The organism is Serratia sp. (in: enterobacteria), assembly GCF_052400455.1.
Classification (GTDB): domain Bacteria; phylum Pseudomonadota; class Gammaproteobacteria; order Enterobacterales; family Enterobacteriaceae; genus Serratia; species Serratia ureilytica.
On record NZ_CP185812.1, the window covers coordinates 3,208,858 to 3,224,116 of the forward strand.

The window sequence follows — 15,259 nt, forward strand, 5'->3', positions numbered from 1 at the left end:
ATGAATCAGATCCCTTCATTGAGTACGTTGCCGATCGCCTCCTCACACTGCAAGATATTATGGTGGTGACAAGCCAGCGGGATAATCTTGAGCTGCGCGCAAACCGCGCCCAGCCCATTATCTTCCAGCGTCAGCAGCGGCGCCGTTATCGCCTCCGGCAACTGCGGGTTACCCTCCATCGCCTTAAACAGCGTCACTTTCGTGGTCTGCAATCGGCGGCTCAGCCTTCCCTCTGACAGCCGCCGCTCCGCCTGCCCGGCGGCCATGGCGCGTGTCGCCGCCTCGCCCTCGATGCCCAGCGCAGGCAGCAGTTGCTCCAGCGGCAGCTCCGCCGTGGTCTGCCGATAGAAGCTGTCCAGCAGATACAGCTGCACGTTACGGCAGCCGCGCGCCTCCAGGCGAGCGGCGATCTCCAGCGCGATGATGCCCCCCAGCGACCACCCGAGAATGCGCACCGGCCCGGCGTCTTGCAGCAGGCCGGCGGCAATCATGTCGTTTAAATACCGTTCGGCCAGCTCGCCGAGCGAGTCGATGGTCGGTTGATGGTAAAGATTATGGTTATCGACGCCATAGCAATTGAGTCGCCCTTGCAACGGCTGAGCGAAAGCATGAAACGCCTCCGCGCCCACCAGCGCCGGGTGGATCATCCACACCGCGGGCACGCCGTCTGTCCGGCGGTTAAGCGGCATGACCAAACGGCGCTCGTTGGCGGCCAGCAGATTTTTCAGGGTGCGGCTTTGCAACAGCTGCACCACCGGCACCGGCGCGGCCATCAGTTCGCCCATGCCGACGCACAGGGAGATCGCCTTGATCGAAGTGCCGCCCAGCAGGAAGAAATCGTCCGTCATGCCGACCTGCTCGCACTGCAGCGCCTCCTGCCACAATGCGCACAACTGCTGCTCCAGCGCGTTCGCGGGAGCGACATAGGCCTGTGGCTCATTCGCCGTCGGCGCCGGCAACGCCTTGCGATCCAGCTTGCCGCTGGAGTTGTACGGCAACGCTTCCAGCCGCACCAGCGCCGCAGGCAGCATGTATAGCGGCAATTGCCCGCTCATAAAGGCCAGCAGCGCCGACTCCTCCAGCGGCGCCTCACTGACGTAATACAGCGCCAGACGCTGCCGATGCGCCTCTGACAGCACCACGGCGCAGCAGGATTTGATCGCGCCGAACGCCAGCGCACATTGCTCGACCTCCCCCAGCTCGACGCGGTAGCCGTTGATTTTCACCTGAAAATCCATACGGCCGAGGAACTCCAGATTGCCGTCCGGCAAATAGCGCCCGGCATCGCCGGTGCGATAAAGCCGCTCCCCCAATTCCGGATGGTAGATGAATTTTTCCTCGGTCAGCGACGGATTGCGGTAATAGCCGCGCGCCACGCCGGCCCCACCGATGTACTGTTCCCCCGGTAAGCAGGGCGGCAACACGCGCAGATGGCGATCCAGCACATAGAAACGCTGATGGGCCATCGCCCGGCCATAAGGTACGCTGGGCGCCAGGATCGGCGTTTCCGGAATGTCGTACAAAATCGACCAAATGGAGCTTTCGGTCGCGCCCCCGGCGCTGACTACCCGGCACCCTGGCCGCCATTGGCGAATGCGCGCCGGCAGTGAACGCGAGATCACCTCACCCACCAGCACCACGTTGCGCAGATGCGGCCACTGCGCCTGCGACGCGGCGGACTCCAGCTGCTCCACCAGCAGCGTCATCACCGAAGGCGCGGAATTCCAGAAGGTCACCCCCTGAGTCATCAACAACCGATGCCACGCCTCCGGCTGATAGCGTTCGGTTTCGGACGGCATCACGATGGCGCCGCCCACCGACAGCAGGCCGAAAATATCGAACACCGAAATGTCGAAGCTCAGCGCGCTGAGCGCCAACCCGCGATCGTCCGCGCCGAGTTCCAGCTGGTGCAAGGTATCGATGATGCTGTTCACCGCGCCGCGATGTTCTATCGCCACCCCTTTCGGCGTGCCGGTAGAACCGGAGGTGAAGATCACATAGGCCAGCGCGGAAGGCGCCGGCAAGACCGGCTCACCCGGCGCCGCCGGCGGTAACGCGTTGACCGCACCTTGCGGATCGATCGTCAACAGTCTGGCGTTACCGTGGGCCGCCCACGCCCGGCTGCTGAGGATAATCCGGGTCTGCGACTGCGCAACGATATCCAGGCGGCGGCGTTCCGGCCAGGCGCCGTCCAGCGGCAAATAGGCCTTGCCGGCCATCAGGATCGCCAGCACCGCAATGATTTGCGCCCGCCCTTTGTCCACCATCACCGCGATGGTGTCGGCGCGCATATCCGCATGCTCGCGCAGCTGCAACGACAGCGCCAACGCACGCCGATACAGCTCACCGTAGTTCAGCTCACCCCATTCATCGACGATCGCCACCCGCTGCGGATCGCGCTCGGCCTGACGGATAAAATCATGATGGATGGCGCGTTCGAAATCGTAGGCCGGCGGACAGGATTGACGGAAGGCGCGCTGCCGCGCCGTTTCACTCGCCGATACCAGCGCCAACTGACTGACGCGCTGCTCCCCGTGATTGACGATCTGCGTGAGGATCGTCAGATAATACTCACCCAACAGCGCCAGCGTGGCCGGTGCAAACAGGGCGGTGGCATAGTTGAAGATCGCCCTGCCGCCTTGCGGCGCCGACTGTATGCTCAGCGTCAAATCGAATTTGGCCGCCTGATAGTGTGTCAACAGATCCTGCGGCGCCAGCCAGGCCGGCGCTTCACCCGCCTCTTCCAGCGCGAACAGCGTCTGAAACAGCGGATGGCGCGACAGATCGCGCGGCACCTGCAGCAGCTCAATCAACTGATCCAACGGTAAATTCTGATGCCGCTGCGCCTGCAGCACGCCGTCAAAGACCCGATGCACATAATCGTTCAGCGACGCCACATCGTCTATTTGCGAGCGCAACGGCAGCGTATTGACGAAGAATCCGATCGCCGAGCGGATCTCCGCCACCGGCCGGTTAGCGACCGGCGTGCCGACCAGAATGTCTTGCTGGCCGCTGAAGTAACCGAGCAGCAGATTAAAGGCCGCAAGATACAGCGCAAACGGCGTGACGCCTTGCCGCCGGGCGAACTGCGCCGCCTGCATCGTCAGGGCCTCCGGCAGCGCGATGACGTGATTGGCGCCGCGATGATCGAAGCGCGCCGGCCGCACGAAATCGAGCGGCATCTCCAGCGCCTGCCACCCATCCAGCGCTTGTCGCCAATACGCTTTCGCCTCATCCGCCAACGCGGAGTCCAGCCAGCGCCGCTGCCAGACGGCATAGTCGCCATATTGCAACGGCAACGCCGCCAGCTCAGCTTCCCGCCCTTGCCGCTGCGCCTGATACAGCGCATCCAACTCCTGCAGCAGCACCGGCTGCGACCAGCCGTCAAACGCCAGGTGGTGCACCAGGATCAGGCTGTAAGTCACCCGCCCGCCATCAGGCTGCACCACCTGGTAAACGCTCGCTCTGATCGGCAACTCCGCCTCCAGGGCAAACGGCCGATCGATATCCTGCCGCAGTCTGTCCGGCCAGCGCGCCGCCTCCAGCGCCACGCGCTCCAGCGAAAGCGTTTGTTCACAGGCCCGGGCGACGGCAATTTGGGACGGCTTCTGGGCAATCAGGCTGTGCAACACCTGATGCCGGGCGACGACCGCCTGCAGACTGTGCTCGTAAGCCGTCAGACAGACCTCCTCGCCGAGACGGAACAGCATCGGCACATGATAAAGATTGCCGCCGCCGTTCAGGTTCTCGATAAACCACAGCTGCAGCTGTGAGGCGGAGAGCGGATACTCGCGTTGCCGCAGCGGCGGGATCGACATCGGCGCGGCGCTCTCCCCCTGCCGCAGCAACGCACGGCACAATGAACGGATCGTCGGGAACCGGCCCAGCTCGCTCAACGTCACCTCGTTCCCCAACCGCTGACCGATCTGGTAACAGGCCTGGATCGCCAGAAGGGAATTGCCGCCCAGCGAGAAGAAATTGTCCTCCACGCCGATATCCTGCCGCTGCAACAGATCGCGCCACACCGCCAGGCAAGCGTTCTCCCGCTCGTTCTGCGCCGCGACAAACTCGCGCGCCGTCCTTTTCGGCGGCGGCAACGCCTGTCGGGCTATCTTGCCGTTTTCGGTCAGCGGCAGCTGTGCCAGCTGCATCAGTGCCTGCGGCACCATGTAAGGAGGCAGTTGGCTGCTCAAATGCTGCGCCAAATCCTGCGGGGCGATCGCCTCATCGGCAACGAAGTAAGCGGCCAGACAGGGCTGAGGGTCGGTGACGAGCACGCAACAACAGGCGGTCACCCCCGGATAGGCAAGCGCGGCATGCTCTATTTCACCCAGCTCGATGCGGTAGCCGTTCAGCTTGACCTGCTGATCGAGACGCCCCAGGAACTCCACATTGCCGTCCTCGAGCCACCGGCCCGCGTCGCCGGTGCGATACACCCGCTCCTGCAGCTCCTCATGCCAGAAGAAACTCTCGGCGGTGCGTTGCGGATCGCCGTAATACCCGCGCGCCAACCCTTCACCGGCCAGATAGATCTCCCCGCGCACGCCCGGCGCCGCGGGCCGTCGTCCGGCATCCAGAATGTAGCAACGCTGGTGCGGCAACGGTTTACCGTAAGGGATGCTGACCGAGCGAATTTTCTCGCCTCGCGACACCTCATACAGCATGGTGAAGATCGCCGCCTCCGTAGCGCCGCCGGCGCTGCAGAAGCGGACGTGCGGCGCCCAGGCCAGGCAGCGTTCCGGCAGCGAGGTGGCGATCCAGTCGCCCCCCACCATCACAGCCCGCAGCGCCGGCGCAGGCCCGGCCGCCAGCCCCTCGCCGTTTACATAGTCCAGCAACAGCTCCATCAGGGCCGGTGCGCTCAACCATTGCGTCACTCGATGTGTCATCATCAGCTGATACCAGGCTTGCGGATTGACCCGATCTCGCTCGGCCGGCATCACAACCGCACCGCCCGCGCTCAACGGGCTGAAAATATCGAAGATCGCCAGATCGAAGCTCAACGCGCTAAGCGCCAGGCTGCGATCCCGCTCGTTGAACCCGAAATACCGCCGAACGCCTTCCAGCATGTTCACCGCGCTGCGATGTTCGATCGCCACGCCCTTGGGCGTGCCGGTCGAGCCCGAAGTGAAAATGATATAGGCCAGGCTGTCAGGACCGGCCTCCACCGCCGGCAGGCGCCTCTCCGGCAGCGGCAACTGCGCCGCCAGCCCGTCGGCATTCAGTTCGACCAGGTTGATCTCGTCGCAGGCCCAGGGCGCATCGCTGAGCAACGTATTGATGCCGGCCTGCGCCATCACCTTCAGCCGCCGCTGCGGCGGCCATGTCGCCTCCATCGGCAAAAACGCCTTGCCGCACATCAGCGCCGCCAACAGGGCGATCGGCTGCCGGCGCCCCTTGTCGGCGACGACGGCGATGGCGTCGCCGGTCATCTTGCCCTGCACACGCAGTTGAGTGGCCAGCGTTAACGCCGCCTCGTGCAGTTCGCCGTACGTCATTTCCCCCTGCGCGTCGATCACCGCGACGGCCTGCGGATTGCGCTGCGCATGCCGCACGAAATCCTGTTGCAGGCAACGTTCAAACGCATAGCTAAAGGCCGGCGCCGCAGGCAGCGCCGGGCCCTGCGGCTGCAGACGAATATTTTCCAGCGGCCAGTCATCGTGGCGCGCCATCTGTTGCAATAGGGCGAGATAGTAGCCGGCCAACCGCTCCATCGACGCTTTGCTGAACAGCGCCGACGCGAAGTTGAAGCGCGCGCGCATCTGCTCCCCCTGCGGCGTCAGCGTGAGCGTCAGATCGAACTTGGCGGTGCGCTCATCCGCGCTCAGATCGACCACCGACAGCCAGTCCGGACGCGTCGGTGCGCCGCTCTCGCCCTCCAGCGCGAACATGACCTGGAACAGCGGATGCCGCGAAAAGTCGCGCGGCAGCGCCAGAGCGTCCACCAGCGCCTCCAGCGACAGCGTCTGATGCTGCTGCGCCCGCAGCGTCGTGGCCGCAACCTCTCGCACAAACTCGGCGACGCCCTGACGCGTGTCGATCTGCCGGCGTAAAGGCAGCGTATTGACAAAGAATCCGATCAGATTCCCCAGCTCAGGGCGATTGCGGTTCGCCAGCGGCGTGCCCACCATCACATCGTTCTGACCGCTGTAGCGGGCAAGCAACAGCATGAACCCCGCCAGCATCACGGCATGCAGCGTCACGCCCTCTCGGCGCGCCAACGCCTCCAGCGCCTTCACCAGCGCCGCCGGCAGCGGCACTTCGCTGTTGTCGCCGCGTACGTCGAAGACCGCCGGCCGCAAAAAATCCACCGGCAGCGAGAGCGGCTGCCAGCCCGCCAGCTCTCGTTGCCAAAAGGCCAATTCGTCGGCCCGGCGCTGCACATTTTCCGGCACGTGTTGCCAGCAGGCATAGTCGAGGTATTGCAGCGCCGGCTCTGTCGCTTTACGCCACGTTCCCCGATAGCGCGCGTCCAGCTCCTGCAGCAGCACCTCAAGCGACCAACCGTCAAAGACGATGTGATGGAACACCAACAGACAAACGGCCGTTTCCCCGCCCGCCGCATCGCGGTAACGATAGCGCGTGGCGCGCAGCGGCAGCTCGCGCGTCAAATCCATCGGCCGGCTGCAGGCCTGCGCCAGCGCCATGTCAAACTCAGCGCTGCTCACCGTCAGCAAAGGCACCGGCAGCACGGCGTCGCTGACCCACTGGCTGGCTTCGCCCCGCTCATTCTGGCGAATCAGGCTACGCAAGATCTGGTGGCGCTCGACGATCGCCTGCAGACAGTCCGCAAAACGTTGGTCATCGATGTCCGGCGCCAGCCGCAGCAGCACCGGCGACAGATAGTGCGTGGCGTCCGCCGACAGTTGCTGAACAAACCACAATCGCGACTGCTGAAGCGACAACGGCCCCTCCCGCAGCCCGCCGGCGAGGATGGGCGGCTCATCCGACGGCGCCTGCCGTTGAGCGGCGATATGCTCGCTCAGCGCGGCCACCGTCGGATGCTGATTCAACGTCAGCACCGAGATCTTCGCCCCCGGCAATTTATTCACTTCGTGACACAGCCTGATGGCCATAATGGAGTTGCCGCCGAGGCGGAAGAAGTTGTCGTCCATGCCGACATGGCCGCCCAGCAGCCGATTGAACAGTGTAGAAAGCTGAGTCTCCAGCGGCGTGCCCGGTTGGCGAAACGCCGTTTGCCGCTCGACCGGCAGCGGTTCCGGCAATGCCCGGTAATCGACCTTGCGGCTCACCGTCAGCGGCAGCGCCGACAGCGCCGACAGCGCCGACGGCAACATATAATGCGGCAGCTGCGCCGCCAGGCGTTGCAAGAGGTCGCCGGCCTGCGGCGTCGCGCCGGGCTTCGGCACATACCAGGCCGCCAGTTGGTCCGTCGTGCCGGGGCGCAGGGTCACCACCGCCTCGGCCACCTCGGGCAGCGCGCGCAGCTGCATTTCGATCTCGCCCAACTCGATGCGATAGCCGTTGATCTTGATCTGCTGGTCGTGTCGTCCGAGATAGTCCAGGCTGCCGTCGGCCAAGCGCCGTACCCGGTCGCCGGTGCGATACAGGCGCCGGTAAGGCTCGCGCAGTTCAAAAGGATTGGCGACGAATGCGGCTTCCGTCAGCGCCGGCAGGTTCAGGTATCCGCGCGCCAGGCCGGCGCCGGCCAGACACAGCTCGCCCTCCGCCCCCAGCGGCATTAGATTGTCATGCTCGTCAACCACATAACAACGCATATTGGCGATGGCGTGGCCGATATTGCGCGCGCCGTTGCGGCGATAAATATTCAGACTGGCGCTGACCGAAGCCTCGGTCGGGCCGTACAGATTGGCAACCTGCATGCCGCAGGCCAGGTAATGGTCGAGCGCCTCCTGCGCGGTCGCCTCGCCGCCGGTCGCGAGATAGCGCACCGAAGCCGGCAGGTCTGGCAAGGTGCCAAGCAGCGCCGGCGGCAGGAAACAGGCTTCGATGCCCCAGGCCGCCATTTGGCCGCACAACAGCGCCGGATCGCGCCGCTGCGCCTCGCCCGCGATGAACAGCCGGTGGCCGTTGCTCAGGGCCATGAACACTTCAAACACGTGCGCGTCAAAGGCCAGCGACGCGAACTGCAGGCAGTTGAGTGCGCCCGATTCATTGCGCAGCAAACGCTGCGTATGACCCCGCACCATGTTGGCCGCGCCCCGGTGTTCACACAGCGTGCCTTTCGGCCGCCCGCTGGTGCCGGAGGTGTAAATCACGTAGGCCAATTGCCGGGCTTCGACATTCGGCAGGCTCGCGGCATCCGCATCGGCAAGCGATTCATCCGCCGCCAGGCAAACGCCGTCCGGCGCCAGTCGCTGCGCCGCCCCTTGCAATGCGCTTTCCGTCAGGACGATGGGGCTGTTCACCTCTTGCAGAATATATTCCAGGCGCTGCGCCGGCGCCGCGGGATCCAGCGGCACATAGGCGCCGCCCGCCTTCATGATGGCCAGCATCGCCACCACCGCTTCCGCGCTGCGCTGCAGATACAGCGGGATCAGCGTCTCTGGCGGCATGGCGGCGCCGCGCAACCGGCGATATTCTTCCCTCAGCCGTAACGCCAGGCGATCGCTGCGCTGCGCCAGTTGGCGGTAGCTGAGCGAACCGTTGGCATCGGTTACGGCGATGCGTTCCGGATGACGGCGCGCCTGGCGAGCCACGCCGTCGAGCAGTGTCGCCCCTGGGTCGGCCGTGTCCGGCTCGCTCTCCCAGGCGTCGCGGCAGCGTAAAACCTGCTGCGCCGTGAGCTGCGGCCACGCGGCTATCGGCGCGTCCGGTTCGGTTAGCGCACGCCGCAATAGCCCGAGATACTGATCCGCCATCTCCGCCATTTGCGTGGCGTCGAACAGATCGGGCCGATAACGCAGGCGAAACTCAAAGGCCTGCTCGGTCGGCTGATACTCCAGCAGCAGTTCCGAACCGGCCAGATCGACGTTGTAACGGTGATTGACGCCGATGCGGCAACCGTCAAGCGCCAGCGGCGCATCTTTCAGGTAAGCCTGAGTGAAATTGACGTTCAGCTCGCGCACCGGGCTGAGGTTCAGCATGTCATAAACCGGCAATTGGCTGTGCCGCAGCTTGCCCGTCGCCTTGAGCGCTTTGCTGTAGGCCAGCGTCGCGCGGTACAGCTGGTTGAACGTGGCTTGCGGGGCGAGCGTTAAGGGAAACACCGCGGTGTTGACCTGGGCGCCGAAAAACAGCGGCTCGCCGCCGTCCGGCGCGACGGGATAACCGATATGCACCGTGTCCTGCGCGGATTGCCGGGCGATCAGCAACGCCCACAGCGTTTTGAATATCAGGAATGGGTTGGCATATCTGACGCCAGACTTCAGCGCCTGCCACTCGGCGAACGGCAACGTAAAGCGCACTTCGCCGGCGCCGGGTGCTTCGGGGGCTTCACCGGGGAGATAAGGCAACGCTACGCGCGGGGCGCATTCGGCCAACCGGTCGCCCCAGAATGACGCGGAAGCGAAGTCCTGCTTCAACGCCGCGATATCCGCCTCATAGCGCCGGTACAATCGACAAATGTCCGTTTCATTCGCCTGCGGCGGCGCCACGGCCGCCCCGCGATTGTAATAGGCGGAAACGGCGTTGTAGAACTCCTGGCCGGACAGGCCGTCGATCAGGATATGATGAACGACAATGATCAAATTATAGCGCTGCGGCGCCAACTCAATCAGGTAGAAGCGGCACAGCGGCCCCTCCCGGAGATCGAACGGCGTATTGATTAATTTACCGGCATCGCAATCGGCATCAAGCGTTTCCAACGCAATTTTCTTCTCCGTCTTTACCCAGCGTAATTGCGGCGAGCTGTCGTCGAGGACATGGTGAAACAGAATATAGTCCCGGCACACGCCCTCGACCGCCGCGCGCAGTCGATCGACGTCCAGCGCCCCCTCAATGGTCTGATCCAGCACCAGGTTGTACTCGCAGGAGTGTGGATTGAGGACGTATTCATTCCAAAACGTGTGGGTATAGGGTGAAGCGATGATCGCGCCCATGAATCAATTCCCTTTTAATATATTCCAATAATATATGAATAGATATTTATGCATGACATAAATACCGTGATGGTTATGCGATTGAGCTGTTAGGCGAAAACTTAAAAAACATAAGAGCGAATATTATTTTATTTTTATAAAAAATAAAGCCACAAAAACACAAATAAACTAAAACCAATAAAAACAATGATATAAAAAATAATTTATCATTTAAAAATGAATCCTGGCTTTTCATTCATAAATAAAATAACTATTGTAAATAAATTAAAATCAAGGATGGGAATATATTTAATATAAATAAATCTAATTTAAAGGTATCGCGGAAAAATCGATAAAAAAGAGAATCTTCTTAAATTAAAACACGCATCTTTCAGTTGCGCTATTCCAAAGCGTACGGTGTCGGAATATCCTATACTCGTTGCAGGATGCAGTTTCCCTCCCATTGAATGCCAGTACAGGGAGTCACAAATGGCTATTTTCGCCCACTTGCGGGCAATTTTTTCAGCATTATTGGCAGAATTATCTGATGAATAAAAAACGTCCCGTCTTGACCCCGGCAACCCTGTTATTGCTGCAGCCGGTCTGCATCGGTTCGGCCCTGGCGGCGGATCAGAAAGACAGCGATACGCTGGTGGTAATGGCGCAACCCATCGGATTGACCGAGCTGGGATCGCCGGTGTCCGTCAGCGTGATCGACGGCCAGGACCTGCGCAACGCCGCACCGCAGATTAACCTGTCGGAAAACCTTGGCAGCGTGCCGGGTCTGCAGCTTCAAAACCGGCAAAACTATGCGCAGGATCTGCAGCTGTCGATACGCGGATTCGGCAGCCGATCGATGTTCGGCGTGCGCGGGGTGCGCATGTACGTCGACGGCATCCCCGCCACCATGCCCGACGGCCAGGGACAAACCTCCAACATCGACATCAACTCCGTCAAGCGCATCGAGGTGCTGCGCGGCCCCTATTCCGCGCTGTACGGCAACGCTTCGGGCGGGGTGATCAACGTTGACACCCAGACCGGCGCCCAGCCGCCAACGCTGGAGGCCGGCAGCTATTTCGGCAGCGACAACACCTGGCGCTACGGGGTGAAAGCGACCGGCGCCACCGGCGACGGCACCCAGGCCGGCGACGTCAACTACACTATCTCCGGCACCCGCTTCACCACTCAGGGCTATCGCGATCACAGCGCCGCGCGGAAAAACCTCGGCAACGGCAAGCTCGGCGTGCGGTTGGACGACGTCAGTACCCTGACGCTGATGTTCAACAGCGTCTCCATTGACGCCGGCGATCCGGGCGGCCTGACCGAAGCGGAATGGAAGGAAAACCCGCGCCAGGCGCCGCGCGCGGATCAATACAACACCCGCAAGTCGCTCGATCAGACCCAGGCCGGTCTGCGCTATCAGCGCCAGATGAGCGAGCGCGACGAACTGACGCTGACCGCCTACCACGGCGAGCGCCACACCACGCAGTACCAATCCATTCCACGCGGGCCGCAGCTCAACCCTACCCACGCCGGCGGGGTGATCGTGCTGGAAAGAAAATATCAGGGCATTGACACTCGCTGGAAGCATGAGGATACTCTCGCCTCGTTACCGGTAACACTGATCGGTGGTCTGGATTATGAAACCATGACCGAACGCCGGCAGGGGTTTGAAAACTTTATTCTGCGAGACGGCACAGTGGACTACGGCGAGAAAGGCGACCAGCGGCGCAACGAGAAAAACCGCATCTGGAACCTGGATCCTTACCTGCAAACCTCCTGGCAACTGACGCCGCACTGGACGCTGGACGCCGGCCTGCGCTACAGCACGGTCAGCTTCGACTCGACCGACTACTACATCACGCCGCGCAACGGCGACGACAGCGGCAGCAAACGCTACCACCAGTGGCTGCCGATGGGCTCGCTCAACTATAAAATCAATCCGGCGTGGAACGTTTATCTCTCCGCAGGCCGCGGCTTTGAAACCCCGACCATCAACGAACTCTCCTATCGCCCCGACGGCCAGGCCGGCCTGAACCTCGGCCTGCAGCCGTCCACCAGCGACACCGTCGAACTGGGCAGCAAACTGCGCCTCGGCAACGGCCTGGTGAGCGCCGCCCTGTTCCAGACCGATACCGACAACGAGCTGGTGGTGGCGGAAAGCAGCGGTGGGCGCACCAGCTACGCCAACGCCGGCAAAACCCGGCGGCGCGGCCTTGAACTGGCGCTGGATCAAGAGTTCGCGCTGGACTGGCGCCTGCATATGGCCTGGACGCTGCTGGACGCCACCTACCGCAGCGAAATGTGCGGTAAATCCGGCTGTACCCCCGCCGGCAATCGCCTGCCGGGCATCGCCCGCAACATGGGCTACGCCTCGCTGGCCTATGCCCCGCCGGAAGGCTGGCACGCCGGCGCGGAACTGCGCTACATGAGCGACATTCAGGCCAATGACGCCAACAGCGCGCAGGCTCCCTCTTACACCGTGGCCGGCGTAAACGCCGGTTATCGCTTTACCTGGAACCGCTGGGCGCTGGACGTGTTCAGCCGGGTGGACAATGTTTTCGATCGCCGATACGTCGGTTCGGTGATCGTCAACGAAGGCAACGGCCGCTACTTCGAGCCGGCGCCGGGGCGCAACTGGGGTGGCGGCGCCACCTTGTCTTATCGCTTTGAATAAGGCAAAGCACCTTAAGGTTAAAAAACGGGATGGGTTTTACGTCACCCTAGCGGCTTCTCGCTGAAATAATAGGGAGAAACCGCGTGTTTTTTCCGATTTGGCTTAATCTCTAAATCGGGGACTTTCATTTTTGGTAAGGGTATTGCTATGCAAAATAAAGCGTCACTATCGCCGCTTATCGTCATAACGGCGCTGTTTGCCGCGCTGAGCGGGCTTTATCTGCTCGGCGGCGGCATCTGGCTGGCCAAGTTGGGCGGTTCGCTGTATTACATCATCGCCGGGCTGGTGCTGCTGGCGACTTCCTGGCTGCTGTTCCGCCGCCGCGCCACCGCGCTGCTGCTGTACGCGGTATTCCTGCTGGGCACCACGATTTGGGCCCTGTGGGAAGTGGGCCCGGACTTCTGGGCGCTGACGCCGCGCCTGGACGTCACCTTCTTCTTCGGCCTGTGGCTGGTGTTGCCGTTTATCTACCGCAAGCTGGTGGCCAACGGCAAATTCGCCTACGGCGCGCTGAGCGCGGCGCTGGCGATCACCGTCATCGCGCTGGCCTATGCCGTGTTCAACGATCCGCAAGAGATTAACGGCACCCTCGACGCCGCCCAGGTACAACCGAAAGACGCCACCGGCGCCGACTGGCCGGCCTATGGCCGCACCCAGGAAGGCACCCGTTACTCGCCGCTGAGCCAGATCAACGACAAAAACGTTGGCCAGCTGCAAGAGGTTTGGCGTTTCCAGACCGGCGATCTGAAGACCGCCAACGATCCGGGTGAGATCACCAACGAAGTCACGCCGATCAAGATCCGCGATACCCTTTACATGTGTACGCCGCACCAGAAGCTGTTCGCGCTGGATGCCGCCACCGGTAAAGAAAAATGGAAGTTTGATCCGCAGCTGAAATACAACCCAACCTTCCAGCACATCACCTGTCGCGGCGTGTCTTACCACGAAACCGCCGCAGCCGCAGGCGCCGCCGGCGACGCCGCTCCGGCGATGTGCGCACGCCGCATCATTCTGCCGGTCAACGACGGCCGTCTGTTCGCACTGGACGCCGAAACCGGCAAACCCTGCCCGGACTTCGCCAACAACGGTGAGCTGAACCTGCAGAGCAATATGCCGTATGCGACGCCGGGCCACTACGAGCCGACCTCGCCGCCGGTGATCACCGATAAAGTGATCGTCGTCGCCGGTGCCGTGACCGACAACTACTCCAACCGCGAGCCTTCCGGCGTGATCCGCGGCTTCGACGTCAACAGCGGCAAGCTGCTGTGGGCCTTCGATCCGGGCGCGAAAGATCCGAACGCCATCCCGGCGGACGAGCACCACTTCGTGCCGAACTCGCCGAACTCCTGGGCGCCTGCCGCCTATGACGCCAAGCTGGATATCGTTTACCTGCCGATGGGCGTTTCCACTCCGGACATCTGGGGCGGCGATCGCACCCCGGAAATGGAACGCTACGCCAGCGGCCTGTTGGCGCTGAACGCCTCCACCGGCAAACTGGCCTGGTTCTATCAGACGGTCCACCATGACCTGTGGGATATGGACGTGCCGGCGCAGCCGACCCTGGCGGACATTACCGACAAGAGCGGTAAAAAAGTGCCGGTCATCTATGTGCCGACCAAAACCGGCAACATCTTCGTGCTGAACCGCACCAACGGCGAACTGGTGGTGCCGGCGCCGGAGAAACCGGTACCGCAAGGCCCGGCCAAGGGCGATCGCCTGTCACCGACCCAGCCGTTCTCCGAGTTGACCTTCCGTCCTGAGAAGAAACTGACCGGCGCCGACATGTGGGGCGCGACCATCTATGATCAGCTGGTCTGCCGCGTGATGTTCCACAGCCTGCGTTATGAAGGCACCTTCACCCCGCCTTCCGAGCAAGGCACGCTGGTGTTCCCGGGTAACCTGGGCATGTTCGAATGGGGCGGCCTGGCCGTCGATACCGATCGCGAAATCGCCATCGCCAACCCGATCGCGCTGCCGTTCGTCTCCAAACTGATCCCGCGCGGCCCAGGCAACCCGATTGAGCCGCCGGAAGGCGACAAAGGCGGCAGCGGCACCGAGTCCGGCGTACAGCCGCAGTATGGCGTGCCGTTCGGCGTCACCCTGAACCCGTTCCTGTCGCCGTTCGGCCTGCCGTGCAAACAGCCGGCCTGGGGTTACATTTCCGCCGTGGATCTGAAAACCAACGACATCGTGTGGAAAAAACGCATCGGCACCGTGCGCGACAGCTCACCGTTGCCGCTGCCGTTCAAAATGGGCATGCCGATGCTGGGCGGCCCGGTGACCACCGCCGGTAACGTGTTCTTCATCGGCGCCACCGCGGACAACTACCTGCGCGCCTTCAGCGTGACCAACGGTGAAAAACTGTGGGAAGCGCGCTTGCCGGCCGGCGGCCAGGCGACGCCGATGACCTATGAGGTCAACGGCAAGCAGTACGTGCTGATCTACGCCGGCGGCCACGGTTCCTTCGGCACCAAGCTGGGCGACTACGTGGTCGCTTACGCCCTGCCCGATCAGAAGTAACCACCGCCGTTAGTACCCCGCAAAGCACGCCGCAAGGCGTGCTTTTTCTTTTCCCGCCCCG

Annotated in this window: 3 protein-coding genes; 2 read left to right on the top strand and 1 reads right to left on the bottom strand. The window is 62.6% G+C overall.

Annotated elements, in window-relative coordinates; translation table 11 throughout:
- Nucleotides 1–5: 5 nt before the first annotated feature.
- Complete coding sequence (locus ACORQT_RS15695; RefSeq protein WP_444859233.1) at nucleotides 6–10,022, bottom strand: amino acid adenylation domain-containing protein; 10,017 nt, start codon at nucleotides 10,020–10,022, stop codon at nucleotides 6–8.
- 526 nt (nucleotides 10,023–10,548) lie between these two features.
- On the opposite strand from ACORQT_RS15695, the gene pqqU reads away from it, so the two are divergent.
- Together pqqU and ACORQT_RS15705 are read left to right on the top strand one after the other, a co-directional pair.
- Nucleotides 10,549–12,678 carry a TonB-dependent receptor PqqU gene (gene pqqU, locus ACORQT_RS15700; protein ID WP_424540249.1) on the top strand — a complete coding sequence of 710 codons (2,130 nt, stop codon included), beginning with the start codon at nucleotides 10,549–10,551 and terminating at the stop codon, nucleotides 12,676–12,678.
- 147 nt (nucleotides 12,679–12,825) lie between these two features.
- The gene (locus tag ACORQT_RS15705) at nucleotides 12,826–15,198 is read left to right on the top strand and encodes a glucose/quinate/shikimate family membrane-bound PQQ-dependent dehydrogenase (RefSeq protein ID WP_033650791.1); all 2,373 of its coding nucleotides are present in this window, start codon (nucleotides 12,826–12,828) and stop codon (nucleotides 15,196–15,198) included.
- The last annotated feature ends 61 nt before the right edge of the window (nucleotides 15,199–15,259 follow it).